This is a genomic window from Shimia sp. MIT1388, assembly GCF_047124445.1.
GTDB lineage: Bacteria > Pseudomonadota > Alphaproteobacteria > Rhodobacterales > Rhodobacteraceae > Shimia.
This window is the reverse complement of the sequence record NZ_CP138921.1, coordinates 632,375-656,415: the sequence shown is the minus strand read 5'-3', so window position 1 is coordinate 656,415 and position 24,041 is coordinate 632,375. Positions and strand designations below refer to the sequence as shown.

Annotated in this window: 25 protein-coding genes; 5 read left to right on the top strand and 20 right to left on the bottom strand. The window is 58.3% G+C overall.

The window, feature by feature from the left end; genetic code table 11:
- Positions 1-38: 38 nt before the first annotated feature.
- Both SIB92_RS03195 and SIB92_RS03190 read right to left on the bottom strand, forming a co-directional pair.
- On the bottom strand, positions 39-680 hold the full coding sequence (locus SIB92_RS03195; protein ID WP_412554457.1) for a DUF2459 domain-containing protein: 642 nt from the start codon (positions 678-680) through the stop codon (positions 39-41).
- Positions 677-1,096: a PaaI family thioesterase gene (locus tag SIB92_RS03190; RefSeq protein ID WP_412554456.1), complete on the bottom strand. Its 420-nt coding sequence runs from the start codon at positions 1,094-1,096 to the stop codon at positions 677-679. The genes SIB92_RS03195 and SIB92_RS03190 overlap by 4 nt, the downstream gene beginning before the upstream one ends.
- 56 nt (positions 1,097-1,152) lie before the next feature.
- Between SIB92_RS03190 and SIB92_RS03185 the strand changes: the two genes are divergently transcribed.
- The 3 genes from SIB92_RS03185 to gluQRS all read left to right on the top strand — a co-directional run bounded on the left by SIB92_RS03185 (position 1,153) and on the right by gluQRS (position 4,474).
- Positions 1,153-1,938 carry an enoyl-CoA hydratase gene (locus SIB92_RS03185; protein WP_412554455.1) on the top strand — a complete coding sequence of 262 codons (786 nt, stop codon included), beginning with the start codon at positions 1,153-1,155 and terminating at the stop codon, positions 1,936-1,938.
- 256 nt (positions 1,939-2,194) lie between these two features.
- On the top strand, positions 2,195-3,538 hold the full coding sequence (gene trmFO / locus SIB92_RS03180) for a methylenetetrahydrofolate--tRNA-(uracil(54)-C(5))-methyltransferase (FADH(2)-oxidizing) TrmFO (protein ID WP_412554454.1): 1,344 nt from the start codon (positions 2,195-2,197) through the stop codon (positions 3,536-3,538).
- Positions 3,539-3,631: 93 nt separating this feature from the next.
- Complete coding sequence (gene gluQRS, locus SIB92_RS03175; protein ID WP_412554453.1) at positions 3,632-4,474, top strand: tRNA glutamyl-Q(34) synthetase GluQRS; 843 nt, start codon at positions 3,632-3,634, stop codon at positions 4,472-4,474.
- On the opposite strand, the gene hisI is transcribed toward gluQRS, so the two are convergent.
- A complete protein-coding gene (hisI, locus tag SIB92_RS03170; protein ID WP_412554452.1) occupies positions 4,471-4,833 on the bottom strand; it encodes a phosphoribosyl-AMP cyclohydrolase in 363 nt (120 codons plus the stop codon). The two genes, gluQRS and hisI, sit on opposite strands and share 4 nt — an antisense overlap.
- Positions 4,834-4,900: 67 nt before the next feature.
- On the opposite strand from hisI, the gene SIB92_RS03165 reads away from it, so the two are divergent.
- Entirely contained in the window at positions 4,901-5,353 is a 453-nt protein-coding gene (locus tag SIB92_RS03165; RefSeq protein WP_412554451.1) for an iron-sulfur cluster assembly scaffold protein, read from the top strand.
- A gap of 321 nt (positions 5,354-5,674) precedes the next feature.
- Here the strand turns inward: SIB92_RS03165 and SIB92_RS03160 are convergent, their stop codons facing one another.
- From SIB92_RS03160 to SIB92_RS03140, 5 genes are all read right to left on the bottom strand, one after another.
- Entirely contained in the window at positions 5,675-5,797 is a 123-nt protein-coding gene (locus tag SIB92_RS03160) for a hypothetical protein (protein WP_271308124.1), read from the bottom strand.
- Between the two features lie 117 nt (positions 5,798-5,914).
- On the bottom strand, positions 5,915-8,005 hold the full coding sequence (recG, locus tag SIB92_RS03155) for an ATP-dependent DNA helicase RecG (RefSeq protein WP_412554450.1): 2,091 nt from the start codon (positions 8,003-8,005) through the stop codon (positions 5,915-5,917).
- On the bottom strand, positions 8,002-10,254 hold the full coding sequence (ligA, locus tag SIB92_RS03150; protein WP_412555790.1) for an NAD-dependent DNA ligase LigA: 2,253 nt from the start codon (positions 10,252-10,254) through the stop codon (positions 8,002-8,004). Before ligA ends, recG begins: the two co-directional genes overlap by 4 nt.
- Before the next feature lie 98 nt (positions 10,255-10,352).
- Entirely contained in the window at positions 10,353-11,069 is a 717-nt protein-coding gene (gene ctrA, locus SIB92_RS03145) for a response regulator transcription factor CtrA (protein ID WP_412554449.1), read from the bottom strand.
- 102 nt (positions 11,070-11,171) lie between these two features.
- Positions 11,172-11,444, bottom strand: coding sequence for a DUF1153 domain-containing protein (locus SIB92_RS03140; protein ID WP_294113342.1), 273 nt, complete (start codon positions 11,442-11,444; stop codon positions 11,172-11,174).
- 123 nt (positions 11,445-11,567) lie between these two features.
- On the opposite strand from SIB92_RS03140, the gene mnmA reads away from it, so the two are divergent.
- Complete coding sequence (gene mnmA, locus SIB92_RS03135) at positions 11,568-12,713, top strand: tRNA 2-thiouridine(34) synthase MnmA (protein ID WP_412554448.1); 1,146 nt, start codon at positions 11,568-11,570, stop codon at positions 12,711-12,713.
- A gap of 12 nt (positions 12,714-12,725) precedes the next feature.
- On the opposite strand, the gene SIB92_RS03130 is transcribed toward mnmA, so the two are convergent.
- From SIB92_RS03130 to SIB92_RS03075, 12 genes are all read right to left on the bottom strand, one after another.
- Complete coding sequence (locus SIB92_RS03130; RefSeq protein WP_412554447.1) at positions 12,726-13,304, bottom strand: cadmium resistance transporter; 579 nt, start codon at positions 13,302-13,304, stop codon at positions 12,726-12,728.
- Complete coding sequence (lpxB, locus tag SIB92_RS03125; protein ID WP_412554446.1) at positions 13,301-14,458, bottom strand: lipid-A-disaccharide synthase; 1,158 nt, start codon at positions 14,456-14,458, stop codon at positions 13,301-13,303. The genes SIB92_RS03130 and lpxB overlap by 4 nt, the downstream gene beginning before the upstream one ends.
- Complete coding sequence (locus SIB92_RS03120) at positions 14,458-15,258, bottom strand: LpxI family protein (protein ID WP_412554445.1); 801 nt, start codon at positions 15,256-15,258, stop codon at positions 14,458-14,460. Before SIB92_RS03120 ends, lpxB begins: the two co-directional genes overlap by 1 nt.
- A gap of 4 nt (positions 15,259-15,262) precedes the next feature.
- Positions 15,263-16,060 carry an acyl-ACP--UDP-N-acetylglucosamine O-acyltransferase gene (gene lpxA / locus SIB92_RS03115; protein ID WP_412554444.1) on the bottom strand — a complete coding sequence of 266 codons (798 nt, stop codon included), beginning with the start codon at positions 16,058-16,060 and terminating at the stop codon, positions 15,263-15,265.
- 5 nt (positions 16,061-16,065) lie between these two features.
- Positions 16,066-16,530, bottom strand: coding sequence for a 3-hydroxyacyl-ACP dehydratase FabZ (gene fabZ, locus SIB92_RS03110; RefSeq protein WP_294113348.1), 465 nt, complete (start codon positions 16,528-16,530; stop codon positions 16,066-16,068).
- A 123-nt stretch (positions 16,531-16,653) separates the two neighbouring features.
- Positions 16,654-17,220 (bottom strand): OmpH family outer membrane protein, encoded by a 567-nt coding sequence (locus tag SIB92_RS03105; RefSeq protein ID WP_412554443.1) that lies wholly within the window; start codon positions 17,218-17,220, stop codon positions 16,654-16,656.
- Positions 17,221-17,226: 6 nt separating this feature from the next.
- The gene (bamA, locus tag SIB92_RS03100) at positions 17,227-19,593 is read right to left on the bottom strand and encodes an outer membrane protein assembly factor BamA (protein WP_412554442.1); all 2,367 of its coding nucleotides are present in this window, start codon (positions 19,591-19,593) and stop codon (positions 17,227-17,229) included.
- 178 nt (positions 19,594-19,771) lie between these two features.
- The gene (locus SIB92_RS03095) at positions 19,772-19,918 is read right to left on the bottom strand and encodes a hypothetical protein (RefSeq protein ID WP_412554441.1); all 147 of its coding nucleotides are present in this window, start codon (positions 19,916-19,918) and stop codon (positions 19,772-19,774) included.
- Between the two features lie 94 nt (positions 19,919-20,012).
- Entirely contained in the window at positions 20,013-21,359 is a 1,347-nt protein-coding gene (gene rseP / locus SIB92_RS03090; RefSeq protein ID WP_412555789.1) for an RIP metalloprotease RseP, read from the bottom strand.
- A 23-nt stretch (positions 21,360-21,382) separates the two neighbouring features.
- Positions 21,383-22,552, bottom strand: a complete 1,170-nt coding sequence (dxr, locus tag SIB92_RS03085) for a 1-deoxy-D-xylulose-5-phosphate reductoisomerase (RefSeq protein WP_412554440.1) — start codon at positions 22,550-22,552, stop codon at positions 21,383-21,385.
- Positions 22,549-23,322 carry a phosphatidate cytidylyltransferase gene (locus SIB92_RS03080; RefSeq protein WP_412554439.1) on the bottom strand — a complete coding sequence of 258 codons (774 nt, stop codon included), beginning with the start codon at positions 23,320-23,322 and terminating at the stop codon, positions 22,549-22,551. The genes dxr and SIB92_RS03080 overlap by 4 nt, the downstream gene beginning before the upstream one ends.
- Positions 23,319-24,041, bottom strand: coding sequence for an isoprenyl transferase (locus SIB92_RS03075; protein WP_412554438.1), 723 nt, complete (start codon positions 24,039-24,041; stop codon positions 23,319-23,321). Before SIB92_RS03075 ends, SIB92_RS03080 begins: the two co-directional genes overlap by 4 nt.

The following is a 24,041-nucleotide window of genomic DNA, read 5'->3' as shown; positions in this document are numbered from 1 at the left end:
GCTTGTCCCGACCCTTTTTTTGGCGGTGCGCTGAGGAACTAGTAGCGCCGCATAAGGTCCCACATCAGTCCCGAACTCAACACCGCTGGCGCAGGCGCCGATTTTATTCCGGCGGCGCGCAGTGCCTGTGACACCCAGCTATTGCAGGTCTGAAACAGATGGTACTGCCCGCGTCCCTCATAAAATGCACTCACACCATAAAGACCGGGACCGAGCCGCCCAGTTGACACGACACTGGCCTCGACAAACGCCAACAATTCACTCAGCGCCGCGTCCGTGACGGGGATCTCGACACCCTGTGAATGGATAAATCGCGTCCAGGGCGAACCCGTTCCGGTCGCCACATGCACGACAGTTTCCGAAGGCCACAAAAGTGCCTTAGCGCCAATGGCGAAGGTCACATCCTCAAAAGTTGGCACCTCAAAGTAAAACCCTCGGTCGCCCCAACCAAACTCAAACCAATCTGCATCGGGAAATTGGGTCATCCAAACGTCAGCATGGTGTGAACCATATTCTTCCAAGGCGCTCCGAGGAAGAATTAGACCGGCATGATACCCATGATCAAAAACCCAGACCGGCGTGCCCGAATCCCGGTCGTATCCGTCCGACGCACCAAACGGAACAAACCGACTTACGACACCTAAAAGCAAGGCTGTCGCAATCCAGCGTTTCCAGCTCATTTAGGAGGGATCGCGTAGGTCATATTTGCCCGAGCAACAGGCGCCTCCGAGCCTTCCGAGTATATTAGCACGTTTGACACAGACAGCGTCCGTCCCAACTTCAGCAACTGTGTTTTGGCGATCAGGTCCTTGCCCGCTTCCGGTTTGCGCATAAAATCCAGCGAGCAGTTTGTGGTCACGGTCAGTGCCTCTTTGCCAATGATGGCCATGGTCGCCACATAGGCCGACACATCCGCCAGCGCAAACATCGACGGACCAGACACGGTGCCTCCAGGGCGCAAATGCCGGTCCTGCACCATCATCCGCATCACGGTGTTCACCCCGTCGATGTGCTCGACCACAAAATCATCTTTGACCTGCGGGAACACCTGCTCGAGCCACGCGCCCATTTCTTCTGCTGTCATCACGGCTTGCATGCTTTTCCTCCGTCTCTCCCCGCGCTACCCTCGCGCCAACTTGGGAGGAGAGCAAGATGACACTTTTGGAACGTCGCGACACAAATGCGGTGGCACATCTCACCATGAACGCGCCGGAACGGCTCAACGCCCTCTCAGACGAGATGCTGGCGGCACTACAAACAGAATTTGATGCCCTCAAGGACGACAGCTCCATCCGCGCCATCACGCTGTCCGGCAACGGCAAAGCCTTCTGCGCCGGGCATGATCTCAAACAAATGACCGCGGGACGGCAATCCGAGGACGGCGGCCGTGCTTATTTTGCGGATCTGTTCAACCGCTGCGCCACGATGATGCAGACCATTCAGAAACTGCCCCAACCTGTGATCGCCCAAGTGCACGGCATTGCCACTGCCGCTGGATGCCAACTGGTCGCAACCTGCGACATGGCCGTGGCCGCCGAAGGCACCCGTTTTGGCGTGAACGGCGTGAACATCGGCCTGTTTTGCTCCACCCCCATGGTGGCCCTGACCCGCAACATCCCACGCAAACAGGCGTTTGAGATGCTGACCACCGGAGAGTTCATCGACGCCACCCGCGCCGAAACCCTCGGCCTCATCAATCGCGTGGTCCCACATGAAGACCTGCAAGCCGAAACCACACAACTCGCGGAGACCATTGCGCAAAAACTCTCCGCCGCCGTGAAAATTGGCAAACAGACCTTCTATGAACAGCTTCAAATGCCAACCGATCAAGCCTACGCACATGCTGGTAACGTCATGGTCGAGAACATGCTCTATGCCCAAACCGAAGCCGGCATCGAGGCCTTTCTGAACAAACAAACACCCAAGTGGGACCAATAGCGGGTTTCCAATCCCCAAACGGTGTTTTTCCAACAAAACTGTGTCGAATCCTAATCGACTTCGCCACAACACGCCCAACCGAACCCCACGTTTTTTGTGGCTCAAGTTCGCTAAGCGGTTCCGCCATTTGCAGGACCGCGGGTTGCGTGTCGCCTCTTAGGTCGCTTTGTACTGCTTACCTCTGACCTGAGAGGCGCACGCCACTTTTTTGGCTTCCCCCTTCCCAAATGCCGATCCCTGCCCTATGTCCGCCCCCATGACAGAGACATTGCATATCGTGGGCGGCGGCATGGCCGGCTCTGAGGCCGCATGGCAGGCCGCAAACATGGGCGTGAACGTGGTGATCCACGAGATGCGGCCCAAGGTCGAAACCTTTGCGCATCGCACCGGACATCTGGCGGAGATGGTCTGTTCCAACAGCTTCCGCTCTGACGATGACGAGCAGAACGCAGTTGGCCTGCTGCATTGGGAAATGCGCGCCGCCAACGGGTTGATCATGGCTATGGCCGACAAACACCGCCTGCCCGCTGGCGGTGCCCTTGCAGTCGACCGCGATCCCTTTGCGGAATCCGTGACTGCTGCCCTGATGGACCACCCCAATGTCTCTGTGGAATACGGCGAGATTTCCGAACTGCCCAGCGACGGCCACTGGATCATCGCCACCGGCCCGCTGACCTCCACAGCCCTGGGCGCGGCCATCCAGGAAGAAACCGGCGCCGACCGTCTGGCGTTCTTTGATGCCATCGCCCCAATCGTCTATGCCGATAGCATCAACATGGATGTGGCCTGGCTGCAATCGCGCTACGACAAGGGCGACACCGAGGAAGAGCGCAAAGCCTACCTCAACTGCCCGATGACCAAGGACCAATATGAGGCCTTCATCGACGCGCTCTTGGCAGCGGACAAAACCGAGTTTCACGAAGGCGAAACCGCAGGTTACTTTGATGGCTGCTTGCCAATCGAAGTGATGGCTGATCGCGGCCGCGAAACTTTGCGTTTTGGCCCCATGAAGCCTGTTGGGCTCACCAACGAGCACAAACCGGATGATAAGCCCTATGCCGTGGTACAGCTGCGCCGCGACAACGCTCTGGGCACGCTATACAACATCGTCGGTTTCCAGACGAAAATGAAATACGGCGCGCAGACCGAGGTCTTCAAAATGATCCCGGGCCTGGAGAGCGCCAGCTTCGCCCGCCTCGGCGGCATCCACCGCAACACTTTCATTAACTCGCCAACGCTGCTGGACGAGCAAATGCGCCTGAAGTCCCGCCCAAACATCCGTTTTGCGGGTCAGGTCACCGGCGTCGAAGGCTATGTCGAAAGCGCCGCCATGGGGCTTTTGGCAGGTCGCTTGGCTGCTGCGGAAATCCTTGGCAAGGCACAAGAGACCGCGCCGCTCAACACCGCCATGGGCGCCTTGGTCCACCACATCACCGGTGGTGCAGAGGCCAAAACCTTCCAGCCAATGAACGTGAACTTTGGGCTGTTCCAGCCGGTTGAAGGCCTCAAGGGTGGGCGACGTGGTCGCAAAGACCGCTACAAAGCCTACACCGACCGCGCCAAGGCAGATTGGCAAGCATGGGTTGACGCACAAGCCTAACTGGACGGCGCAACCCTCTTCCAATAACGTCAAAAGAGCGGGCCAATCGGACCCGCTCATTTTGTGAAGACCTCTCGATAAGCGACTGAAACTGTGACTTTTATCACCCGCTTTGCCCCTTCCCCAACCGGCCCCTTGCATTTGGGACATGCCTATTCGGCAATGCTGGCGCACGACAGGGCTCAGGCAGAGGGTGGCACGTTTCTTTTGCGCATCGACGACCTCGATCAGTCCCGCGCACGCAATCACTGGGAAGCACAAATCTACGATGATCTCGCCTGGCTGGGCCTCACGTGGGAAACACCCGTCCGCCGCCAGTCCGATCACTTCGCAGACTACGACGCAACATTGCACAAGCTTTCAGAGATGGGCCTCACCTACGCCTGCACCTGCACCCGCCGCGACATCGAAGCCGCTGCAAGTGCCCCGCAAGAAAGCGTCCCGCAATTTGGCCCCGACGGACGCATTTATCCGGGAACTTGTCGCAATGCGGGGCACGCCTATTCAGACGCCAAATGCATCCGCCTCAACATGCGCGCCGCCTGCGAGCAGGCCCTGCCGGCTCATTTTGAGGAAAGCGGCCCGGACAACGCAGGCACGCACGCCTTAGATCTCGACGCAATGGTCTCAACTGTGGGCGACGTCGTCCTGGCCCGCCCCAACATGGCGGCCTCCTACCACTTGTCCGTGGTTTTGGATGACGCGGCCACCTGCGTCTCGGACATCATCCGCGGCGCCGACCTGTTTGAGGCCACGGCAATCCACGTGGTGCTGCAAAGCCTCCTTGGCTTACCAACACCTCGCTATCATCACCACAAATTGATCCGCGACGAAAATGGCAAGCGCCTCGCCAAACGCGACGACGCACGCGCCATTTCAAAATACCGCGAAGAAGGCGCAACACCTGCCGACATGCGCGCTATGGTAGGGCTTTAGTCCGCCATCGGCTTCATCAATTCCACGGTCTCGCCATCGCGAACCGCCGTGTAAAAACACGTGCGTCGGTTGGTGTGACAGGCCGCGCCGGTCTGCTCAACAAGCACCAAAATACAGTCCTGATCGCAGTCATAGCGGAAATCGACCAGCTTCTGAACGTGGCCCGAGGTTTCACCTTTGATCCAGAACGACTGCCGCGACCGGCTCCAATAGGTGACCTTCCGGGTCTCCAGCGTCTTTGCTACGGCCTCGGCGTTCATCCACGCCATCATCAGCACTTCGCCACTCTCACTGTCCTGCGCAATTGCCGGGATCAACCCCGCCTCATTGTATTTCAGCGCCTTAGGATCAAATCCCATACCATCGTCCCCTTTGCATCCGCGGTTTTCCTCTCTATCTAGGAAAGGCGCAAAAAAGGAAACCGCGATGTCCGGCGAAACCGACCTGATCAAGCTCTACTCTGGCCAGATCCTGCAACTCGCAGCAGCCATCCCGCACACCGACCGGTTGGAGGCGCCCGACGCCACCGTGAAAAAGCGCTCACCGCTCTGTGGCAGCACGGTGACTGTGGACCTCAAGCTCGAAGACGGCCGCATCGCCAGTTTTGGTCAGGATGTAAAGGCATGTGCTCTCGGTCAGGCCGCCGCCTCTGTTGTCGGTGCCAACGTCTTGGGGCAAAGCCGGGAAGGCATCGAAGCGGCCCGTGACGCGCTCAAAACCATGCTGAAAGAGGACGGCCCCACCCCATCTGCGCCGTTTGATGGGCTTGAAGTCTTGCGCCCGGCTCGAGATTACAAAAACCGTCATGCGTCTATTATGCTGGCGCTGGATGCCACAGCCGAGGCCTTTGAGGCAGCTGAACAAGCCAACTGCGCGTAATAAGTAGCCCCTCCCCATTAGGGCTTAAGACTCCAGCAAGCCGCGCCGCTCCAGCGCGGCTTTTCGTTTGCGAGTGCCCGAACAAAAAAACCGCCGCACTTCCCAATGGAAGGCGGCGGCAAGCGCAAGCGGTTTTCGCGTGGGACCCGGGCCATCCGACTTAGGGGGAGGCAGACCCCCAAGAGGACTATGAACAGGCAGTATCAGTCAGGACGCATCAAATGGGGACAGATGCGCGGACAGACCGGCACGAATTTCGCAGGCAGAATTAGATCAGACTCACCTCGTCACACTGGTACAAACACAAAGTCACATCAAAGTTCACACAAAACCGGGGACATGCAGCGCAAGCACCAGCATGATCACCAGAGCCACACCACCCACAGCATCCTGCAAAAGCGTGTCGCCAGAGTTGCGCACAACGGATTTGATTTGCTGCATCATGGTGGTTCTCCTTCCCATCAGTCTTGTTGCCACTTTGTTCTCACATTGCGCGAGTCGAGTAAAGAACTTTTTGAGAACATTTGAGAACATTAGGAGAATTTTTAGATTGAACGCAGCCTAACCCACTGAAATCAAACGGATCGCCTGATCCTGTTCCATCAGCCACAAAAGAACACGCGCCGCCTGCCCGCGGTCGCTTTCCAATGTTGGATCATCATGCAAAAGCTTGCGGGCGTCGGTTTGTGCCACCGCCATCAGACTCGCCTGTGTCTCCACATCGGCGATCCGGAACCGCGGCAGACCCGACTGGGCCGTGCCAATCAAGTCACCCGCCCCGCGCATTTCCAAGTCGGTCTCCGCAATCACAAAACCGTCTTCGCTTTCACGCAGAGTCTTAAGTCGCTTTTCGCCACCTTCTGACAACGGCGCCTGATACATCAGCAAACATGTCGATGCTTGTGAGCCGCGTCCCACGCGCCCGCGCAACTGGTGCAGTTGGGCCAAGCCAAAGGCCTCTGCGCGCTCAATCACCATGATGGTCGCATTGGGCACATCCACGCCAACCTCAATGACTGTGGTGGCCACCAAAACCTGCGTGTCCCCAGCTTGAAATGCCGCCATGGCCGCGTCTTTTTCTTCCGGTGGCATCTGCCCGTGCACAAGCCCGCACACGCCTTCACCAAGCGCGCTGCGCAGGGCTTTGAACCGCGCATCCGCCGCCGTGTAATCCACCCGCTCGCTTTCCTCGACCAATGGACAGACCCAATAGGCCTGCTTGCCCTCGGCCACCGCCTTGCGCAGCTTCTCCACCACCTCATCAAGCCGATCTGTGGGAACCAACGCCGTGGTGATCGGCTGCCGCCCCGGTGGCTTTTCGTCCAGCACGGACACATCCATGTCGCCATATTGTGCAAGCGCCAGCGAACGTGGGATTGGCGTGGCCGTCATCACCAAAACATCCGCGCCTTCGCCTTTTTTGCCCAGCTCCAGCCGCTGGCGCACCCCAAAGCGATGTTGCTCGTCAATAATGGCCAGCCGCAGATCGGCAAAATGCACATCTTCCTGGAAGACCGCATGTGTCCCAACCAGAATGTGAATGTCACCGCGCGCCAGCGCCTCCAGCTTGGCACGGCGCTCCTTACCTTTGTCGCGCCCCGTCAGAACCTCAACCACAACCCCAGCGCTCTCCGCCAAAGGCTGCAGCCCCGCCATATGTTGGCGCGCCAAAATCTCGGTTGGGGCCATCATCACGCCCTGCCCGCCAGCCTCTACGGCCACCAAAAGCGCCATAAACGCCACCAGGGTTTTGCCCGCCCCCACATCGCCTTGCAAAAGCCGGTTCATACGTTGATCAGTGGCCATATCCCGCGCGATCGCTTCAATCGCCCGCTCTTGTGCGCCGGTTGGACTATAAGGCAACGCGGCCCGCACCTTGGCCTGCAAAACACCAGTCTGCTCGGAAATCACACCTTTGGCGCGTTGCAACTGGCTCCGCGCCAGCGCCAAAGTCAGTTGATGCGCCAGAAACTCATCATAGGCCAACCGTTCTCGTGCAGGATGGTTCGGCGACACCTGTTCCAAAGCTTCCGGCCGATGCACCAACTCCATCGCCTCGCGCCAATTCGGCCACTTCGCTTTGTCTTTTTGCGACGGGTCAATCCACTCGGCCATCTCCGGTGCGCGATCCAACGCCGACCGCACCGCTTTCACCATGGTTTTCTGCGTCACCCCATGGGTCAGCGGATAGACCGGTTCAAACGCCGGAATCTCCTCAGCTTCGTCCGGCGCTACAGCGTACTCCGGGTGCACCATCTGCGCGACACCGTCAAACAACTCGACTTTGCCGGACACCACCCGCCGCGCCCCTTCCGGCAGGATTTTCTTCAGGTAGTCGCCACGCGCGTGAAAGAAAACGATCTGAAAGGACGTCAGCGCGTCTTGCACTGTGATCCGATAGGCCCCGCCGCGATTGCGCGGCGCACGATGTGCGCCAACTAGCACCTGCGTGGTGACCACGCCGGGCAGCTCCGCCTCATTCACCGAGATCTTCAACCCTCGATCAATTCCAGAATAGGGAAGCAAAAACAACAGGTCACGCGGCTTAGTGACATCAATCTGTTCGAGGTGCTGCGCCGTTTTTGGCCCAACACCATCCAATTTTGTCACATCCGCAAACAGCGGAAACAGAAGCTCGGGACGTCCGCTCATAGCCCCTCGATCAGTGCCAGCCAGCCATCTTCATCGATGGTCTCAATGCCCAAATCCGCCGCCTTCTTGGCCTTGCTGCCCGCACCTGGGCCCGCCACCAAGAGGTCGGTCTTCTTGCTCACAGAGCCGGACACTTTGGCGCCCAAGCTTTCCGCCCGGGCCTTGGCCTCGGCCCGCGTCATCTTCTCCAGAGAGCCGGTGAAGACCACCGTCTTGCCCGCCACCGGACTGTCTTGCGTTGGCGCATCCGGCGACACAACGGTCAACATCCCCACCAGTCGGTCTATCTCTCCCCGCTCGCGCACGTTGGCAAAAGCATCTGTTAGAGAAAGCCCAACAGCGGCACCAATGCCATCGATACCAGTCAAGTCATCCCATGCCGCCTGTGCCTCGTCCGACACGTCATGCGCTGCAATAGCCGCGTCTCGGCTTTCCTTGACCTTTGCGCGACGCCCTTCAGCTTGCGCCGCTGCCCGCTCCTGAACTTCTGCCAAATCCGCGGCCCGCCAAGCCAATGCCGCGGGCCGCGCCTTCTCCGCCGCCGCCGTCATGTCCTCCCACGTCAGATAATGCAGCGCCAAATCCTTGGCGGCCGTTTCCCCCACATGCCGAATACCCAGACCAAACAACACCCGTGCAAAGGCAATCTCGCGCTTGTCCTCAATCGCGGCAAAGAGGTTCGCCACGCTCTTGTCTTTCCACCCTTTACGGTTCGCAAGTTTGGTCAGGTTCGCGCCATCCCGTGCGGCCAAGGTAAAAATATCCGCAGGCGTTTTGATTGGCAGATCAGGATCTTCGTAAAACATCTCAATCTGTTTTGTGCCCAGGCCCTCAATGTCCAACGCCTTACGCGCCACAAAATGTTTCAATTTTTCAACCGCTTGCGCCGCACAAATCAAGCCACCGGTACAGTAACGGACCGCATCTCCTTCTTCACGCACGGCGGGAGAACCACACACCGGACACTGTTTCGGAAACGCAAAGGGCACCGCATCATCCCGGCGTTTCTTGAGGTCCACATCCGCCACTTTCGGGATTACATCCCCGGCGCGATAGACCTGTACCCAATCCCCTTCTCGGATGTCCTTGCCATCGCGAATGGTTGCGCCCTTGCTGTCCCGTCCTGCAATATAATCTTCGTTGTGCAGAGTCGCATTGCTGACGACAACTCCGCCCACGGTGACCGGCGCCAAACGCGCGACCGGACTTAACGCACCCGTGCGCCCCACCTGAATGTCGATCGCTTCCAACCGGGTCCAAGCCAGCTCCGCCGGGAACTTATGCGCAATCGCCCAACGCGGCGTGGTCGAGCGGAAGCCAAGCCGCTCCTGCAACGCAAGATCGTTGACCTTGTAAACAACACCGTCGATGTCATAGCCCAGAGTCGCACGGCGCTCTTCGATCATCTTGTAGTGGGCAATCAATGCTTCGGGACTATCACAGACTTTCGTCAAGTCATTGATCACAAACCCAAAGTCATGCAACCGAGAAATCGCACCCATCTGCGTGTCCGCCAAAAGGTCTGAAAGCTCCCCCCAGGCATAGGCAAAAAACTTCAATGGCCGCTCCCGCGTGATCTGCGCATCCAACTGCCGCAAGCTTCCGGCAGCCGCGTTGCGCGGGTTGGCAAACACCGTCTTTGGTTTCTTGCCCGCCGCCTCAAGCCGTTCGTTTTCTTCCGAAATCCGGGCGTTCAGCGCCTCGAAGTCGGCGTGGCTCATGTAGACCTCGCCACGCACCTCAAGAACCGCTGGCGCGTTAGCAATGCTCTGGGGAATATCTGCAATCGTGCGCGCATTGGCGGTCACATCTTCGCCCGTGCTGCCATCCCCGCGGGTTGCCGCATAGACCATCTCCCCATTTTCATATCGAATGGAGAGGCTTAGCCCATCAATCTTCGGCTCTGCGGTAAAGGCAAGTGGCCCGCTGCCCGTACCCAGATACTTACGAATACGCTCATCGAAATCCGCCACATCCTGATCTTCAAAGGCATTGCCAAGGCTCAACATGGCTACCTTATGGGCAATCTTGCCAAAGCCTTCAGATGGCGATGCCCCGACCTGATCGGTTGGACTGTCTTCCCGTTTTAACTCCGGAAACCGCGCCTCGATCTCAGCGTTCTGCCGTTTGAGCCGGTCGTATTCCGCGTCCGAAATCGTCGGCGCATCCGCCCCATGGTAGTCGCGATTCGCCTGGCCCAGCAACGCAGACAGGCGCGCGAGGGCCTCGCGCGCCTGATCTACAGTCATATCTGTGACAGCAATCTCTTCGGCCACGGTCGCCTCCCTATTCTACCCTCCCAAGCAATAGGGGCGACAACCGTTAAGGTCCAGAGGCCGAAAGCGCCTTAGGCGCGCATTGCCACCTGATCGTCAGAGCCAGCAGCCGGTTCCGGATCGCGCAGCACATAGCCACGGCCCCAAACGGTCTCGATGTAGTTCTCACCGCCAGTCGCCTCTGACAGCTTCTTGCGCAGCTTACAGATAAACACGTCGATGATTTTCAGTTCCGGCTCGTCCATGCCACCATAGAGGTGGTTCAGGAACATCTCTTTGGTCAGCGTGGTGCCCTTACGCAGGGACAGCAGTTCGAGCATCTGGTACTCTTTACCGGTCAGATGCACAGGCTTGCCTTCCACCTCAACGGTCTTCGCGTCCAGGTTCACGTTAATCTGGCCGGTCTTAATAACAGACTGGGAGTGACCTTTGGAACGACGAATAATAGCATGAATCCGCGCCACCAGCTCTTCGCGGTGGAACGGTTTGGTCAGGTAATCGTCGGCACCGTAGCCAAAGCCTTTCAGCTTGCTTTCGGTGTCATCAGCGCCCGACAGGATCAGGATTGGGGTGTCGATACGTGAGGTACGCAGCTGACGCAGAACCTCGTGACCGGTCATATCCGGCAGGCCCAGGTCCAGCAAAATAAGGTCGTAATCGTAAAGCTTCGCCAGATCGATGCCCTCTTCACCCAGATCGGTGGCATAGACATTCAGGTTGGCATGGGTCAGCATCATTTCGATGCTTTTGGATGTTGTAGGATCGTCTTCGACCAGCAGCACTCTCATTGGTTCGGCTTCCTTACATTGGAGGGTTACTGTCGTTAACCTTAACGATTAAAGGTTAACGACTGGTTACCGATTTAGGAAGGTTAACAGAGATTGCCACAATTAGCGATATTTTTGAACGGCTGTCGCTTTGAGCGCCTCGGTGCCATGGGTCGACACGGCGGTCACCCATTCATTAAACTCATCTTCACTTAGGCTATACATTTCAAGGGCTTCCCGCTTGGTAATCAGGCCATAAGCCACGCCGCGCACCACGGCCGCTTTGCGGGATGCCACCCATCGCTTGGTCTTGGCTGGGGGCAAGTCGGCACGCGTCATCACCTGTCCATCAGACAGAGTCACGCATCTTGGGCCTTCCACTTTTTTCAGAAACATCTCGCTCATCCTCTTGGTGAGGAAATATTCGCCTAAGGGACTTAACGAGGCCCTAAAGCGCCTCTTGAGAGTATCTAAGATTTTCCTATATTCTCGTGGACTTCTGACCCGGAGAGACTCACCATGCCGCTTGATGGCGACACGCCCCTTAATTCGCTCGGTTTTGCCAAGCCACCGTCTGAGACCCGTGTGGTCGTCGCCATGTCCGGCGGCGTCGACAGTTCCGTGGTCGCCGCCCAACTGGCGGATGAAGGCTACGATGTGGTCGGCGTAACCCTGCAGCTTTATGACCATGGCGCGGCTCTGGCCAAGAAAGGTGCCTGCTGTGCTGGGATCGATATCCACGACGCCCGCCGCGTGGCCGAGGAAAAAGGCTTCCCGCATTACGTGCTGGATTATGAAAACATCTTCCAGGATGCGGTGATTGACGAATTTGCCGACAGCTATCTGGGCGGCGCCACCCCGGTGCCCTGCATCCGGTGCAACGAGCGGGTAAAGTTCAAAGACCTTTTGGAGACGGCCAAGGACCTGGATGCGGACTGCATGGCCACCGGCCATTACATCCAGCGCAAAATGGGTGACAACGGCGCAGAACTGCACTCGGCTGCAGATGCCCGTCGCGATCAAAGCTACTTCCTGTTTTCCACCACACCCGAGCAACTCGACTATCTGCGGTTCCCTCTAGGCCACCTGCCGAACAAAGACGCCACCCGCGCCTTAGCCGCCGAGTACGGCCTTGCCGTGGCGGACAAACCCGACAGTCAGGACATCTGCTTTGTGCCCAACGGCGACTACGCCAGCGTGATCGAAAAACTACGCCCCGGCGCGGCGGAGCCGGGCGACATTGTCGACCCGGACGGCAATGTGCTTGGAAGCCACAACGGCGTGATCCACTACACCATTGGCCAACGCCGTGGTCTCGGTATCGGCGGTCTAAGCACGCCGCTTTACGTGGTCAAACTCGACGTGGACAAAAAGCAGGTCATCGTTGGTCCCAAGGAAATGCTGTCGACCCGCATCGTGCCGGTGCGCGAGATCAACTGGTTGGGCGACGTGCCATTTGAAAGCCGTGAGGAATGGCACATGGCGGTGAAAGTGCGGTCAACCCGTCCGCCACGCGAAGCCATTGTTCGCCCCACCGGGCCTGATACGGCCGAGGTGGAACTGCTCACCCCTGAAGAGGGTGTGTCTCCAGGACAGGCCTGCGTGTTTTACGACAACGACAGCTCCCGCATCTACGGCGGCGGCTGGATCTGGCGCGGGTATTAATCCGCGCCGCGATCACGTGATGTCGGTGCCAGTGTTGATCAGCACATAAAGCCCAATCGCGATCATCACATAGGGCGCCAGCCATTCCAGCCGTTCGATCCGGGATACCTTGGCTGGCGCCATTGCAGCCAATGCCGCGCCCCCAAAGGCCAACCCAACCGCAGAAGCCCCTGCGCCAAGTAGGATCGGCAGCGTGTAGCTCGGCCCGGAATCTGCCAGCAACGGCGTAAAAACCGCAAAGCTGTCAAAAGACACGCTCAAAAACAGCGCGATAATCGCCAGCACATGCGACTTGGTCACCTGCTCTGCAGCCGAACTCTCTTTGCCCATGAACCGCGCGACCAACGCATAGACACCCAACCCAATAGGAATAAACCCAAGGTAGCCGACCTGATGCGGCAAACCGGTTTCGAGCCCAGCAGACACAAACACCGCTGCAGCCAGCATAATACCCTGCGCGATCAGATAGCCACTGAGCGTGCGCAGTTGTCCCACGGTCAGGATCAAGCCAACCATGATCGCCAGGTTGTCTAGATTGGTGGCCAAATGCGCTGTCACTGCTGACAGCGCAATGCCTAGCTCATCTATCATTTTTTTAACCCGTCCAGCACAGCCCGCGCCGCGCGCAGTCCCGGGAACTCCTGCCCCTGCCCCAGTCGCTCCATTGTCAGCGACATCGCCTCACGCTGCTCCGTCGCATCTTCCAAAACCCGCAGAATGGCAGGTGCAATCTCTTCGGCTTGAAACGCCGGCCCTAAAAACTCCGGCACCGTCCGGCTTTCCGCCACAAGATTGGCCAGCGTCACCGTATCAATCAGCGCCATGCGGCTCATGATCTGCCAACTGATCCAGTTCATGTCATAGCCAATGACCATCGGCGTGTCGCTGGCCGCCAACTCAAGCGACACCGTGCCAGACGCCGCCAAAGCAACATCAGCTGCCTTAAACGCCGCTCGCTTTTCTGCCTGCGCTGTTTCGCGGTCCATCTCATTGGGATCCAGCACAATAGGCGCGACTTTCCAATCTGCGACCAGCTCTTTCACAAGATCCGCCACTGGGGCGGCCGCTGGTACAACCACCTTCAGGTCGGGCTTCTGACGCAGCAACCGCGCAACCACTTCCCCGAAAGTCGGGGTTAATCGGCCAACCTCTCCGCGCCGCGAACCCGGCAGAGCCAGCAACAACGGCGCATCGCCAATGCCATGTTTTTCGCGAAACGCCGCAACCTCGGTCTCACTGGCCACAGGCTCCGTCACCACCGGGTGCCCAACAAAATCGCACCTCAGGCCAACGGCCTCCATGTAAGGCGGCTCAAACGGCAGTAGCGCCAGCACCTGATCCACATGTTTGGCCATTTTCTCCGCCCGCTTGGGTCGCCAAGCCCAAACTGACGGCGCCACATAGTGTACGCAGCGCAGGTCGCTCTGGGCCTTCACTTCCCGCGCCACGCGCAGGCAGAAATCCGGGCTATCGATGGTCACCATCACATCCGGCTGCCAGTCCAGCGCAGCCTCCGCCGTTTGATGCATGCGTTTCACCAAGTGTCGGTATTTGGGCAGCACCTCGGCAATACCCATCACGCTCAACTCATCCATGGGAAACAGGCTCTCAAGTCCCTGCGCGGCCATCAACGGACCGCCAACCCCGGCAAACTCCACATCCGGCACCAATTGGCGCAGCCCTTCCATGAGCGCCCCGCCAAGTCGGTCGCCCGACAACTCGCCTGCGACCAGAAACACCTTCATCAGATCACCCGTGATAGTAGGAACAGCCCAGTCTCTTCCAGCGCAGCCAAAGTCTTTGGCCGATCCAGCACAACCACACGTCCAGCAGAGACCACAATACCTTCCACGCACGCTTTGGCCGCGGCCCGCACAGTGTCCGGCCCAATCGCGGGCATATCAACACGCAAGTCCTGCCCCCGCTTGGGCGCCTTAAGAAACACGCCTTTGCCACGCCGCAAATGCTCCGGGGTCTCCGCAACAAACCGGAGCATTGCGTCAGTGCCTTGCAGAGTCTCAATACCCAACGCAAGTCCTGCCGCCACAACCGCGCCCTGCCCCACATCCAACGGCGACAGCGCCAGCAAAATGTCCGCAGCGCGACTGGCATCTTGCAAAGCTTGCTCAGACGGCTCCGGCCCAGCCAGCAGACCTTCCTCCGCCGTCAGCCCCTCAAGCAGCTCATGCGCGCCTACAACGTCAAAGCCCTGCTCCTCAAACACTGCTATGATCAATCGCAGGATCGCATCGTCGCCGCCTTGCAGCGCGGGCAGCAAGCGCGGCGCAATCACCATCATCCCGGCGTCAAACTCAGCCGGGTCCAGCGCCGGACGGCCCAAACCGCCTGCCATCACCAAGCGTGTCACACCACCGGCTTTCAAGGCCTCAAACAAGCCACCCATTTTCTCAAACCGATGCGAGTGAACCTCGCACGGCATGTCATGCGCCACACCTTCAAACACAACACACATCGCATCCGGGTGCGCCGCAGCCAGCGCCACTGGCAAACTGCCGCCGCCGCACAAAATCGCCAGTCGGCTCATCTCATTACCTCGGTGTCAGGAAGGAACGGTCCGTGTCGCCCATGATAAAGGCCACAATCTCTTGCACGTAGTCGCTGTCGGTTTCCTCACCCAATCGCTTGGCACGCGCCTGAAACGCGCCTTCGCCCTGAGCCAGCATCTGAAACGCGGCCCGCAAAGCTGTGATGTCCGAACGTGCCACACCACGACGCTTGAGGCCTACAAGGTTCAACCCGTCCAACTCGCCGCGCGGCCCTTGCACCAAACCATAAGGGATCACGTCATTGGTCACCATACTGACCGCGCCAATGATGGCGCCCCGGCCGATGCGCACCCATTGGTGAATGCCGCACAGCCCGCCGATGATCACATCATCCTCAATGACACAGTGCCCCGCCACAGCGGCAGAGTTCACCACAATCACGTTGTTGCCAATCTGCGCATCATGCGCGATGTGACAGCCAGCCATAAACAAACCGTCGTCACCGACACGGGTGACACCGCCACCGCCTTCGGTGCCGCTGTTCATGGTCACGTGCTCACGAATGCGGTTGCGCGCGCCGATGATTAGCTTGGTCTTCTCGCCGCCAAACTTCAGATCCTGCGGCACCTCACCAATCACGGCAAAGCTGAACACAACCGTGTCCGCGCCAATCTCGGTGTCGCCGGTAACCACCACGTGGGATTTCAGCTCCACGCCTTTGTGTAGCACGACCTGAGGTCCCACCACACAAAACGGGCCAACGATGCAGCCGTCTGAGACTACCGCACCGTCTTCAATCACCGCTGAGGCATGCACCTCTGCCTGTGCAGAAACTGCCATCAGCCTTACTCCTTAGGCAGGTCCATCATTGCGGTGAATTCAACTTCACAAGCCACCTCACCGTCAACCGTCGCAGTGCCGGCAAATTTCCAGACTTTGCCACCGGGCTTCCCGCGCGTGGTCTCAACTTTCATTTCGAGCACATCGCCAGGCACCACCATGCGGCGGAACTTACATTTGTCGATGCCCATGAAGTAAACCAGCAGGTCTTTGTCCGCCAAATCCAGCGCCACGCCCACCATGATGGCAGAGGTCTGCGCCATGGCTTCTACAATGGTCACGCCGGGCATGATCGGCTTTTTCGGGAAGTGCCCCTGAAAATGCGGCTCGTTCATGGTGACCATCTTGATGCCTTTGGCCGATTGATAGCCGTCAATGTCCACCACTTTGTCGACCAGCAGGAAGGGATAGCGATGCGGAATGAGCCGTTGGATCAGTTCGATATCTGCGCTTTTGAGATCTTCGGACATTTTTTGCTCCTCATGCGGCCTAAGACTTTGACCATAGCCCTAACAACCTGCGCCCCAAGGAGCAAGCACTCGCCCACAGGCAATGGCTTAGGATTTCAGGTAAAAGCCCGCCTTTGTACGAGGTTACTCGTCTTCCGGCACTGCATCTTTGGGACGTCCCGCGCCCTGGGTCGCATTCAGTCTTTCAATGGCAAAAGACGTGATATCCACCGCCGGATCGCCAAGCAGAACGTCGCGCCGCTCCAGGATTACACTGGCGCCAGCATCACGCATCAGCGTCGTCAAAATCGGGCTGGCAACACGGATAAACGCCTCTTGCTCCCGCTGCCTGCGCTGCTCAAGGTTGGCGGCCTTGGCATCCTGCTCCTTGCGAATTTGCACCACCCGCGCATCAAACGCTGCTGCAATCGCACGAAACGCATCCGCATCCATCTCGCCACGCTTATCGGTAAGCGCCTTTTCTTCTGCGGTCAGCTCCGCCTGAATGCGGCGGTTTTCAGCCAACAGCACAGATTCCTCCGCCGCCAGTTCATGCGCCACGCGCACACCAAACTGCGACTGGCTGAACATCATGTCGCTGTCCACCGTCAGAACGGGAGACTGCGGCAACACCCGTTCCTGGGCAAAGGCAAACGGGGCGCTCAATAGCGCCCCGGCCAGAAGTGTTATGCGAAGTGTGGTCCGCAGCATATCAGATCAGAACTGCGCACTGATGGTGAAGTCAAAGCTCTGATCGCGGTCGAACTCTTCTTTCTGCAACGCTTTGGTAAAGTTAAAGCGCAGCGGACCAATTGGCGTGGTCCAGAAAATCGACGCCCCAATCACATGACGCAGGGAGAAGTCTTCATAGTAGATGGTGCCAAGGCCGCTGGTATTGTCCAGGCCCCAAAGCGAGCCAACGTCATAGAACAGACCACCGGTGATGCCGAGCTCTTCCGGCAGGCCCAGCGGGAACTCCGCCTCAAACCGCGCGGACGCATAGTATTTGCCGCCAAGCGCATCATCAAACTCGTTGCCATTGGCATCAATGCCACGCTCCCGTGGACCAACACCGTAAGGCTCAAAACCCCGAATATTGCGGTTAGTCACAATATAACGATCATCAATCCGACTATCGCTGTCGGGGGAATACAATGCGCCACCTTGCAACGTCGCACGCAGGGTCACCTCTTCATGCCAGACTTTGGCCTCTGCCACTGCACGTGCTGTTGTCGAGACAAAAGTGTAGTCGCCTCCCAGGCCACCGAAGTCCTGACCAAACTCAAGCAGATATCCACGCGTCGGGTCCAACCCACGCTTCCGGGTGTCATATCGGTAAGTATACCCCAGCGAGCTCTTCCAAATTTCACCACGAGACGCTTCGGTGTCGATGATGGACCCTGGGATCGCATTGTCAGCAGACACCTCAAGACCGGAGCGCTCCAGCTTGTACCGCAGCTGCATGTTGGAGAATTCTCCCATCTCAAAGCCAAGATAGGGTGAGAACTCACCTACAGTGTTGGTAAAGCGGGCCTCACCGGGTTCGAACTCTTTGTAGAAGAACCCAAAACCTGCAGTCAGGTTACGGCCTAGGAAGGCGGGTTCAGCAAACGACAGGCTGTAGTCCTTGATGTCCGATGAGGTCGAGAAAGACAGACCAAAGCTCTGGCCGCGGCCCAGGAAGTTGGCTTCGTTGAACCGCACAACAAGCCCAAGCCCGTCATTGGTCGAATAGGTACCACCCAAGGCCAAAGAGCCAGTTGGCTGCTCTTCCACGTCGACATCCACAATCACCTGACTTGGCGTGCTACCCTCACGGGCATTCACATCCGCCACGGTAAAGAAGCCAAGCGCACGGATGCGCTCTGCACTTTCGCGGATTTCACGCGGATTGAACGGGTCCCCTTCCGCAATCCGGAACTGGTTCCGGATCACCTTGTCCAGAGTGGTTGTGTTGCCTTCGATATCGATGCGTTCGACAAAGATCTTTGGACCTTTGGTCAGAACAAATTCCACATCCAGCGTCAAATCGCGGTCGTTGCGCGAAATGCGCGGGTCCACCCGCAAGAAGTCCTGACCCTGTTTCAGACCAAAGCGCTCCATCCGGGAAATCGAATTCTCCACCAAGGTCGGCGAGTACACCACGCCAGGCTTCAAACGCAGCGTGTCCAGATACTCTTGTGCATTGACGCCATCAATTTCACTGGTCGCGGTGATATTGCCAAATTTGAACTGCTGCCCTTCTTCGATGTTAAAAGTCAGGAAGTAGCCATCCCGCTCACGCGACAGCTCGGCATTCACGCTCAGTGTCCGGAAATCGACATAGCCACGGGACAGGTAGAAATCACGCAGCACCTGTTTGTCGAACTCGATGCGGTCATTCACAAAGGTGTCTTGCTTGAAGAATGCCCGCAGGATACCGGCCTGCTTTGTGGCCAGAACCCGGCGCAAACGGTTGTCGCTGAAGTTGCGGTTGCCAACAAAGCCAATGCGCTCGATCTCGACCACGCCACCTTCGAACACTTCAAAAATCAGATCCGCACGGTTGTCGCTACGGCGGATGATACGGGTGTTCACGCGCGCGGCCAGACGGCCTTGCTCGGAATAGGCTTGTGTGATCCGCGCCGCATCGCGTTCGGCCACGGTTGGGTTCAGAACGCGACGGGACTGCGATTCAACCAGTTGCTCCAACGCCTCGTCTTTCAGACGCTTGTTGCCTTCAAAGCTGATGCGGTTGATGGTCGGGTATTCTTTGACCTTGATCACCAGCGTGCTGCCGCTTGGCACAAGTTCAACTTCCTCAAACACGCCACTGCCCAGCACACGCTGATAGGCTGCGTTTACCTGGCCAGCGGTCACAGTCGTGCCCCGCGGAATGGCCGCGTAGTTGGCCACGGCCGCAGATTCGATCCGCTGATTGCCCTCAACCCGAATGGAGCTGAAGTTATACGTCTGTGCGAGACCAAGTGTCGGCAACGCCACCAAGACCGCAAAAATTGTGAAGAAAAACGCCATTAAGAGGCGCCGATTCTGCACCTCTCCCCCGTCTTTGGCGACCGCCAAAGCCCTCGATTGTTTGGTCATTCCCAAACTCCGCAGTACATCCCAGTTGGATTGTGACTATCGGGTCTGAGGGCTGATGTCAAAACAGCATTGGCCTTGAAACACAGAGAATCGGCGTGCGTGGCATCAGCATCCCTAGCGGCTCGGCCTGTCAACACCACACAATGTAGTGCGCAAGGCTCCGCCAGTGTGTTTGGCCTTACTGCAGGCCGCTGTTCAGCATCATGGTGCCGATATAGGCGCCAAGTGACAACCCGGCGATGATTGCTGTTGGAAACAACAAACGCTCCCAATTGATATCAATCAACAGGCCAAGTGCGCGGTATCCGTCTTCGATTGTGTGCATAGTTCCAAACCCAATTCTTACCTACCTGCTAACCTTAGCCGGGGAATTGGGCGAAATTTGGGCGCGGGACAAACCCCACGCCCATTTTGTCAGTTTACGGACAGAACAAATCGTTGGTCAGACCAAACACCATCATGCTCAGCACCAGCACCAAGCCTGCCGTCATCAAGATACGCAGAACGCCGTCCGCCGGAGGCTTCCCGGTCACCGCCTCATAGGCGTAGAACACAAGGTGGCCGCCATCCAGCATCGGGATCGGGAATAGGTTCAACATGCCAATAGCGGTGGACAGCACCGCAACGGTCCAAATGAATTTGATAAATCCCTGGTCCGCCATCGCGCTGGTCGTTTGTGCGATACCAACCGGGCCAGAAAGATTGCACGAACTGATGCCGCCGGTAACGATATGGTAAAGCGCGCTTATTGACCCTTCAATGATGCGCCCTGTCTGCCCCACCGCGGCCAACACAGTTGGGCCAATCGGTGGTGTTTCAGTGCTAGGCATGAAGGCAAACCCACCGCCAATGCCAATACGCCAATGGGTCACAAATCCGCCGCCGTCCTGCGGCTCGTCCACACGGCGCGGAGTCAGATCATATTCAGCAACCTCTCCACCGCGATCAACTGTAAGTACCAGAGTGCGCCCTTCGCCGCTTTCCACCGCTTCTTTCAACTGGGAAAACGCCACAATCGGCTCGCCGTCGATAGCGGTAAACACATCGCCCACCTCAAGACCGGCATTGATCGCCGCTGAACGCGGAGCAAGAGATTGAACCAATGGTGGGTTCAGATACGGCCCCGACACGTCCAAAGTCTCGCCACCGCGCTCCACAGTATACGTCAGCACCGCCTCTTTTGGCATCGCCTTGGCAAAGGCATCAAAGGCTTCCGGATCATCAAACGACGGAATCTCGGCTCCGGCAATCGCAGTCACCACATCGCCCTGCTGTAACTCATAGGGCGCATCCGGCAGATCCCAGATCTCGCCCACAATCAGCTTGCTGCCAATCTGGCCGTTGAACATCATCACGCCCGTGAAAATGATGATCGACAGGATGAAGTTGAACACCGGCCCCGCCAGAACCGTCGCCGCCCGCGCCCACAATGGAGCGCCGTGCATGGTGTGGCGCCGCTCTTCTTCGGTCATTTCCGACATGGCTTCACCGTCTTTGCCGCTTGCGGCATTGGCGTCGCCCTTGAACTTCACGTAACCGCCCAGCGGAATGGCCGCGATTTGCCATTTGGTGCCACGCTTGTCGTAGCGCGAATAGATCACCGGCCCAAAGCCCAGGCTGAACACATCCGCGCCTATCCCGCTCCAGCGGCCGACGATGTAGTGTCCATATTCATGGATCGCGACAATGATCGACAGCGCCACAACAAACCACAGCACGGTCAACCCGCCGCCGCCAATTCCCGAAATCAGCGATGAAATATCCAAATGCACGTCCTCTTGTTGGGGCGTTATGCCAATTTTTGCATGACCTGATCCGCCGTCTTGCGGGCCAAATGGTCGGTTTCCACGACCGTATCAAGGGTCATTTCGGCATTCTTGCGGCAATGTGATGGAGAAAGCTGTTCCAAAACCTCTTCGACAACCTCCGCCATCTGCAAGAATCCGATGCGATGCGCGAGGAACCCGTCAAGCGCCCGCTCTTTTGCGGCGTTGAAGATCGCCCCGGCATGACCGCCCAGTTCCAAGACCTCATGCGCCAGGCGCAACGCAGGATAACGTTGGAAATCCGGCTCGCGAAAATGCAGCGATCCAATCTTGGCAAGGTCCAACCGCTCCACGGGCAGCGTCTTGCGCTCCGGCCAATGTAGCGCAAAGCCAATGGCATGGCGCATGTCTGGCGGCCCCACATGCGCCATCAAGGCACCGTCGTTGAAGCCAACCAGCGCATGCACCAGAGATTCCGGGTGCACCAGCACTTCGATCTGTTCGTGGGCACAGCCAAAAAACTCTTTGGTCTCAATGACCTCCAGAGCCTTGTTGAACATCGAGGCGCTGTCCACGGTGATCCGTTGACCCATATTCCAATTGGGATGGCTGCTCGCCTGTTCCGGCGTGGCCCGTGCCATATCTTCGAGCGACCAATCCCGAAACGCGCCACCGCTGGCGGTGATAATGATCCGCTCCACCGACGCCATATCTTCGCCGATCAACCCCTGAAACACAGCCGAGTGTTCACTGTCCACCGGCAGGATGCGCGCGTTATGTTTGGCAGCGGTCCCCATGATCAACTGCCCAGCCGTGACCAGCGATTCCTTGTTGGCCAGCGCCAATGTCGCGCCCTGCTCCAGCGCCACCAGCCCCGGTGCCAGTCCCGCCGCACCAACAATGGCACTCATCACCCAATCCGCTGGCCGCGCCGCCGCCTCGCGGATCGCAGCCGCGCCAGCCGCCGCTTCAACACAGCTGCCCTCCAGGGCCGCGCGCAACTCTTCAAGTCGCGTATCATCCGCAGTGACCGCAACATCAGCCTTCAGCTCACGCGCATCCGCAGCGAGCTGAGCAATGTTCTGCCCCCCGCTCAGCGCCACAACATCGTAGCTCTCAGGGTCGCGTCGGATCAGGTCGATGGTGTTTTGTCCAATCGACCCGGTCGCACCAAAAATGGAGATTTTTCTCATGTCGCTGGCAGCCCCAGTACCGCGCCAAGCACCAGCACCAGAAGTGCCGCGCCCAACATCGCATCAAACCGATCCAGCAAGCCACCGTGACCGGGGATCAGATTGGAACTGTCCTTGATGCCGGTATGGCGTTTGATCGCGCTTTCTGCGGCATCGCCCATCTGCGAGGCAAAGGCCGTCAGCACCGACAGAATGATCAACGGCGTGCCGCCAAAGGCCATGCCAACACAGCCCGCAGCCACCCATCCCGCCATGGTGCCGGACCAGGTCTTCTTGGGGCTCACCTTAGGCCAAAATTTCGGCCCGCCAATCAGCCGACCGGCAAAGTAGCCGGCGACATCGGTCGCCACAACTACCGCCACCAGCCATAGCACCCAATAGGCCCCGCGCACATCACGCAGCACGATCAGCCCATAGCAAGCCAACATCAACCCCGCCGCGTAAGCGACGTAAATTGAACGATCTTTCTTGAGTTGCCCCGCGCCCGCCAGCGGCACCGCCAGCAGCATTGGCAGGATCGCCTGCCCCGGCACAAAGTCGGTCAGTGCCAGCACCACAGCCGCCAAAGCGCCCATGGACAGCGACACTTTTTGATCACCACCGGACAGCATCCGGGTCAACTCCCAGACCATGCCACCACAAATGATCACGACAAATTCGTGAAACAGAAATCCACCTTGCCAGATCGCCAATCCGCCCACGCCAAGCAACACCACTGCTGACAGGGTTCGGGGCAGCAAATCGCCCCACTTGCCCGCCGCGCCACTCATACTGTCACCGCGCCAAATCGACGGTCACGTTTTGCATAAGCGTCTACCAGCTTACGAAATTCCTCTTTGGAGAAGTCAGGCCACAGGGTGTCGATAAACTCATATTCGGCATAGGCCGACTGCCACAGTAGGAAGTTGGAAATCCGAGCCTCACCACTTGTCCGAATGACTAAGTCCGGATCCGGCAACACATGGGTATCCAGATACTTTGGCAGAGTCTCCTCGCCCACATCCTCGGGCTTGAGCGTGCCATCCGCCACATCCTGCGCCAGCCGCTGGGTCGCGCGGGCAACCTCGTCCCGCCCACCGTAGTTCAACGCAATGGTGAGGTTCACCTCATCATTGTCGGCGGTAAGCTCTTCCAGTTCGTCCATCAGGGCGCGCAGCTTTTCGTCCAACCGTGGACGGTCGCCGATAAACCGCACCCGCACCCCTTCCGCCTTCAACCCTCGAGCCTCTTTGCGAATGTACTGGCGGAACAGGCTCATCAAGCCTGCCACTTCCGCCTGGGTACGTTTCCAGTTCTCGGTCGAGAACCCAAAAATCGTCAGATACTCCACGCCCAAAGGCTTGCAAGCGCGCACAATCTCTTTGACGCGCTTGGCCCCGGCGTGATGCCCAAATAACCGCGGGCGACCGCGCGCCTGCGCCCAGCGGCCGTTGCCATCCATAATAATGGCCACATGCCGAGGGCCGGTCGCGGGAATCTCGTCACCCAT

Coding starts and splice junctions, on each gene's coding strand:
- SIB92_RS03195 (WP_412554457.1), bottom strand. CDS start 680: ATGAGCTGGAAACGCTGGATTGCGACAGCCTTGCTTTTAGGTGTCGTA.
- SIB92_RS03190 (WP_412554456.1), bottom strand. CDS start 1,096: ATGCAAGCCGTGATGACAGCAGAAGAAATGGGCGCGTGGCTCGAGCAG.
- SIB92_RS03185 (WP_412554455.1), top strand. CDS start 1,153: ATGACACTTTTGGAACGTCGCGACACAAATGCGGTGGCACATCTCACC.
- trmFO (WP_412554454.1), top strand. CDS start 2,195: ATGACAGAGACATTGCATATCGTGGGCGGCGGCATGGCCGGCTCTGAG.
- hisI (WP_412554452.1), bottom strand. CDS start 4,833: ATGGGATTTGATCCTAAGGCGCTGAAATACAATGAGGCGGGGTTGATC.
- SIB92_RS03165 (WP_412554451.1), top strand. CDS start 4,901: ATGTCCGGCGAAACCGACCTGATCAAGCTCTACTCTGGCCAGATCCTG.
- SIB92_RS03160 (WP_271308124.1), bottom strand. CDS start 5,797: ATGATGCAGCAAATCAAATCCGTTGTGCGCAACTCTGGCGACACGCTT.
- recG (WP_412554450.1), bottom strand. CDS start 8,005: ATGAGCGGACGTCCCGAGCTTCTGTTTCCGCTGTTTGCGGATGTGACA.
- ligA (WP_412555790.1), bottom strand. CDS start 10,254: ATGACTGTAGATCAGGCGCGCGAGGCCCTCGCGCGCCTGTCTGCGTTG.
- ctrA (WP_412554449.1), bottom strand. CDS start 11,069: ATGAGAGTGCTGCTGGTCGAAGACGATCCTACAACATCCAAAAGCATC.
- SIB92_RS03140 (WP_294113342.1), bottom strand. CDS start 11,444: ATGTTTCTGAAAAAAGTGGAAGGCCCAAGATGCGTGACTCTGTCTGAT.
- mnmA (WP_412554448.1), top strand. CDS start 11,568: ATGCCGCTTGATGGCGACACGCCCCTTAATTCGCTCGGTTTTGCCAAG.
- SIB92_RS03130 (WP_412554447.1), bottom strand. CDS start 13,304: ATGATAGATGAGCTAGGCATTGCGCTGTCAGCAGTGACAGCGCATTTG.
- lpxB (WP_412554446.1), bottom strand. CDS start 14,458: ATGAAGGTGTTTCTGGTCGCAGGCGAGTTGTCGGGCGACCGACTTGGC.
- SIB92_RS03120 (WP_412554445.1), bottom strand. CDS start 15,258: ATGAGCCGACTGGCGATTTTGTGCGGCGGCGGCAGTTTGCCAGTGGCG.
- lpxA (WP_412554444.1), bottom strand. CDS start 16,060: ATGGCAGTTTCTGCACAGGCAGAGGTGCATGCCTCAGCGGTGATTGAA.
- fabZ (WP_294113348.1), bottom strand. CDS start 16,530: ATGTCCGAAGATCTCAAAAGCGCAGATATCGAACTGATCCAACGGCTC.
- SIB92_RS03105 (WP_412554443.1), bottom strand. CDS start 17,220: ATGCTGCGGACCACACTTCGCATAACACTTCTGGCCGGGGCGCTATTG.
- bamA (WP_412554442.1), bottom strand. CDS start 19,593: ATGACCAAACAATCGAGGGCTTTGGCGGTCGCCAAAGACGGGGGAGAG.
- SIB92_RS03095 (WP_412554441.1), bottom strand. CDS start 19,918: ATGCACACAATCGAAGACGGATACCGCGCACTTGGCCTGTTGATTGAT.
- dxr (WP_412554440.1), bottom strand. CDS start 22,552: ATGAGAAAAATCTCCATTTTTGGTGCGACCGGGTCGATTGGACAAAAC.
- SIB92_RS03080 (WP_412554439.1), bottom strand. CDS start 23,322: ATGAGTGGCGCGGCGGGCAAGTGGGGCGATTTGCTGCCCCGAACCCTG.
- SIB92_RS03075 (WP_412554438.1), bottom strand. CDS start 24,041: ATGGGTGACGAGATTCCCGCGACCGGCCCTCGGCATGTGGCCATTATT.